At 32.2% G+C, this 4,429-nt stretch carries 4 protein-coding genes; all 4 read right to left on the bottom strand.

Going from position 1 to position 4,429, the window contains the following annotated elements:
* Positions 1-474: 474 nt before the first annotated feature.
* On the bottom strand, positions 475-855 hold the full coding sequence (locus tag HHU12_RS33150) for a hypothetical protein (RefSeq protein ID WP_169661014.1): 381 nt from the start codon (positions 853-855) through the stop codon (positions 475-477).
* A gap of 4 nt (positions 856-859) precedes the next feature.
* Entirely contained in the window at positions 860-1,606 is a 747-nt protein-coding gene (locus HHU12_RS33145; protein ID WP_169661013.1) for a hypothetical protein, read from the bottom strand.
* Positions 1,607-1,673: 67 nt separating this feature from the next.
* Positions 1,674-2,147 carry a hypothetical protein gene (locus HHU12_RS33140; RefSeq protein ID WP_169661012.1) on the bottom strand — a complete coding sequence of 158 codons (474 nt, stop codon included), beginning with the start codon at positions 2,145-2,147 and terminating at the stop codon, positions 1,674-1,676.
* On the bottom strand, positions 2,147-4,429 hold a 2,283-nt coding region (locus HHU12_RS33135), incomplete at its 5' end, for a Hint domain-containing protein (protein WP_205960064.1). The genes HHU12_RS33140 and HHU12_RS33135, both read right to left, overlap by 1 nt.

The raw sequence follows: 4,429 nt of genomic DNA, 5'->3' as shown, positions 1-4,429 counted from the left end.
TTCACCAGTAGACCATAAAAAGTCACCTACATAGTAATTAGGATCTATAATTACACTTCCACAACCTGACAAATAAGTGGGCAGTTCCAATTGAGGTACTTCATTGAACTGTACATTTACTTGTGCTGTGGAGGTACATCCATATTGATCCGTTGCTGTCACGGAGTAATCTCCACTGCTGTATACAATAAGTGATGATGCTCTTGATCCATCCGACCATAAATAACTAAGTTTCCTAATACTCTTGAATAGGTGATTTTTTTAATTCAAGGACATCTGTTTGCTATCAATATTTATGGTAATGTTATTACTTTCTAAACTGCCTTCATATGGCAACTTCAAAATGAAGCGACATTATGATTTACTCACTTAACTAATTTTTGTTATTATATGAGTTACAAACTCATACAAATGTAAGTTCTGGGTAGCACTCGCGCTTAACACCCAGAGCAGTGGGAGGGGCTATTTTAATGCTCAATTTAAATTATTATCATCAAAATTATTTGACTTCACAGATATTTCCTCGCTAATTTCATCTCCATATTCATTGACTTGAGTATAGTCTAATAAATACATGAACTCATACGAATCAAAACATTCCACTAGACGAGCAAAAAAACTTTTAAAAGTGCTTTCTTCACCCGAATATAAGCAATCTAACAAGTATATATCCTCTTTATTATCTGTCGTACTTAAATAAAATTCCAATATTTCGTTTTCGTAACTTAGATCGTATCCATAAACTCTAACTTTTAATTTCACTTTTTCTTCACCAAATATTTGATCAGTAGCTATTTTCAATATACTGTGGTCTACTCTATATAAAGATCCACCTAAACTAAAATATTTCTTCATAATTCTATAAATTAATGTAAGGTTTTAAATCCAATCCCCCTTTTGGTGTCATAATTGAAATATCTTCAATATTTAAATTTTTATAATTTTCAAATAAGGCTTTTCTTAAATTCCTCAAACCTGGTATTATAGCTGGTTTTGTTGTTTTAGAGCTTATTTTCTTAGTAAAAAATGCATTCTGAAATGTCATAGCTTTTGAATTAAAGTAAGAAGGATTATTTCTCACATAAGTGGCTAATGTAAATAGCTCTTCATTTGACATTTCAGTTAAATTGAAAATATCACCTGTTTTCTTATTTGTTAGTTTAATAAATGAGCCCTTCAAATAATGCTCAAAATCGTTTTGTGATACCATTGCTACTAAATCTACATCATTTGCATTTGGAGTTCTTAATGAAGATCCCTGAATTCTAACATCAGATACTGAGACACCTATATTTTGTAAACCTTGCTTGAGTTCATTCTTAAATTTAAGAAATTGTTCTTCACCCGTAAATTTATAGGGAAGTCCTTCTTTTTTTACTACATTAATCCAATTGTCAATTTGTTTAATTAATTCATCTGCTTCTATCACTTTCGCTTCTCTACAACTAATAAATAATAAATCTTCCAATTCATCCTGTGGTAATTTTAAACTTTTTGCTCTTAAAATAATAGTATATAATTCTTCATCAGTATGCTTAAAACTAAATTTTGGAGTACTATTTACTCTAGTTAAGACAGCATTCTTGGTGCTTGCAAAGCTTAACACCCAGAACAGTGGGGGCCATAATAATATTAGCTAATAATGTTGTATACCCCCAGAACAGTAAGAAAGCTTATCTTAATAATTTTACTTGTTTCCAATTATCTTCATATCCTAGTTTTTTTACTTGATATAAATGTTGTAAAGTAAATTCTTCGAAAAAAGTTTTTTCATTTTCATCAAGTGACTCAACACGAATGTTTGGACAGTTCTCTAATAGAGATATGGAAAAATCTAATAAAAAACTCCATTTGTAGAATACTTCTATTTCTAATATATAATAACAGAGATCTATATGATAAGCCTTTAGATTATCACCACTACTCCATGACTGTGAATACTCCTCATCCCTAATTAAAAGTGTTAAATAATCACTAGAATATCTATTACTTTCTGACTGATTAATTTGTCCTGTTATAGTATTATCAGAATCTAATTCCATAAAACCTACATCCCAACCTTTTTTATCACAAAGTTTTTGAATTATTGATTTTGTCTTAGTTATTGGTTGTTTACCAATACTAAAAAAACGTATTTCTCTTTGCATTATTGAAGTTCCTTTAATAAATCATTATAATTATCAATCACTTGTGCTCCATGTTGTTCGGCATAGTTTTTAACCCTATTAAAATTTGCTATTTTTTTAGGGTCTGATAAAGTTGAAAGCCTTTCTTCTGTATATATTATAACTTTTTTAGCTTCGGGATTCATAAACTGATACAATATTTGTCCTTCTGTATTTTTAACTCCGACCATTTTATTTATTTGTTTCTTGATTTTACTAAAACTAACACTTCCCAAACTTGCTTTAACCTCAATTAAATGTGTAAGTGTACCTAAATCTCTATCACCTGCAGTATTAACAGAAGGGTTACCTAATGTTTCTCCTACTCTTGAAGACCTTAATTCATTATCTAGGTCTGTTATTTTAATACCTGCATCTTCTTTTAATTTCTTTGCTGTAGTTGCAGATATTTGTTTACCTACATCTGTACTATTTATATTTGCATTCATTCTTTGGATAATAGATGCTTCCGTTTGGGCTAAACCTTCAATATACAGTACTCCTTGCTTGTTTAATGGAGTTTTTGCCCAAAGTTCATAACTACCTATTTTTTTTATTTCCTTTGTTACCTCGCTAATTCCTCTTCTAGAATCTCTTAAATATTTTTGAATAACAACTAATCCACCGTTTTTTCCAAATAAAATTGTCTCGTCAACATTTGCATTCTTCAAAACCACCCAAGCATCAATAGCCCCCTCAACATCTTTGGAATCTACCTCATCAAAATACTTCTTAAACTCTCCTCCCTTATTATAATCATTAATAAAATGTGCTCTTAACTTGTCATCTAATTTTAATTCATCAAGCTTTTTAGCAATTAGCTCTGGCAAAGCATAATCATTATGCACATAAATACCATCCGCATAATAACTATGATAACCTTCCACCTCAAAGTTGTAAACTAGCTCAGAAGTAGTATAAGTAGCAATACTATCAATAGAAAATAGCTTTCCGTGAACATCTTCTACTTCATCCCCCTCTATAAAATCTCTTGCTTTCTTAAAACCTGCTGGTGTGAAAATTTGGTGGTTAGGAGTAGATGTAAGGAGTTTTTTATTGCCATGATAAAGGATCACTAACGAATCTGCAAAACTCACTTTGGTACTCAATACTTTCGCTAAAACACGTTTACCTTGGTTGTTTTTGGTGTCTACATAATCTCCACCAACGATTTTTTCGATAGGTTTAAATGGCTTTCCGTTGGCATAGATTTGAGTTCCTGCGGGGAAGCAAAAATGACGCATGATTGTGTTGATACTACTTTCTCCAAAACCTAATGCCCTTAAAAAAGTTTCTATCTGACCCTTTGTCTCTGCATTAATACCTAATTTTCTACACAATGAAATGAATTTAACACTTCCTACTTGTGTGGCTAACTTGGTTTTGAAGAGTTGTAATTTCTCTACAATCCTTTCAGAGTTCTGACTAAACTTCCAGCCAATCACACCACCTACTGAACCTATAATACATGAGGTAGTCCCTTCTGTAAAGGAGATAGATTTGATTTCAGCCTTTGTACCATCAAATGTTGCTGTACTGATCAAACTACTTATACACCCTGTGGAAGCACTGTATAGCAATCCCAACTTTCCATCTGTGTCTCCTAATTTATCACTAATTTTATTATTGATATACGCTGTTGATACTGATGTCCAGTCTATTTTTTTCCATGCATTTTCGATGATTTCCTTTTTGGTTAATTCATCAATAGATTTATCATTTAAAATAGGCTCTAAAAGCAGGTTGACCCCAAATTGAAAAGTAAGGTCGAACATTGCATCACGCAATGCATCTTTTGCAATTTTCTTCCCTCCCTTAGTACTTAACCACTCCATTGTATTTACAGCTCCTGCATCTATTGCCACATCTCCTAAGACGGGTAAAAATAGACCAACTCCAGCTATACCGAGTGACATATTCAAAACTCCTCCTACTACATCATTTAATTCACTCATAAAAGCAGTTTCATACCCTAAGCCTTCACCAATTGAATACAAATTTTGTAATACGCAAAGATTATTAATAATCGCAGTATTTATTGCGGAACCTTCCACAAAGAAAGGTGCGTAGCGAGGATCTTGTTGTAGTTTTATAATAAGTTCATGGCAATCAGGCATTGCATTTTCTTGTAAAAAGGAACCATAATTATCCACCAGTCGCTCTACCAACTGCTGAGGAGTGGATAAATTACCAGCAAATAATCCCAATTGTTCTTGAGCAATGGCCACCAACTCATGTTCGGGCAAACCAACGGCTTCAATATA

This window comes from Flammeovirga aprica JL-4, assembly GCF_012844305.1.
Lineage (GTDB): Bacteria > Bacteroidota > Bacteroidia > Cytophagales > Flammeovirgaceae > Flammeovirga > Flammeovirga aprica.
The sequence above is the reverse complement of the archived record's forward strand: the minus strand, read 5'-3'. Positions and strand labels throughout refer to the sequence as shown.

Coding starts and splice junctions, on each gene's coding strand:
- HHU12_RS33150 (WP_169661014.1), bottom strand. CDS start 855: ATGAAGAAATATTTTAGTTTAGGTGGATCTTTATATAGAGTAGACCAC.
- HHU12_RS33140 (WP_169661012.1), bottom strand. CDS start 2,147: ATGCAAAGAGAAATACGTTTTTTTAGTATTGGTAAACAACCAATAACT.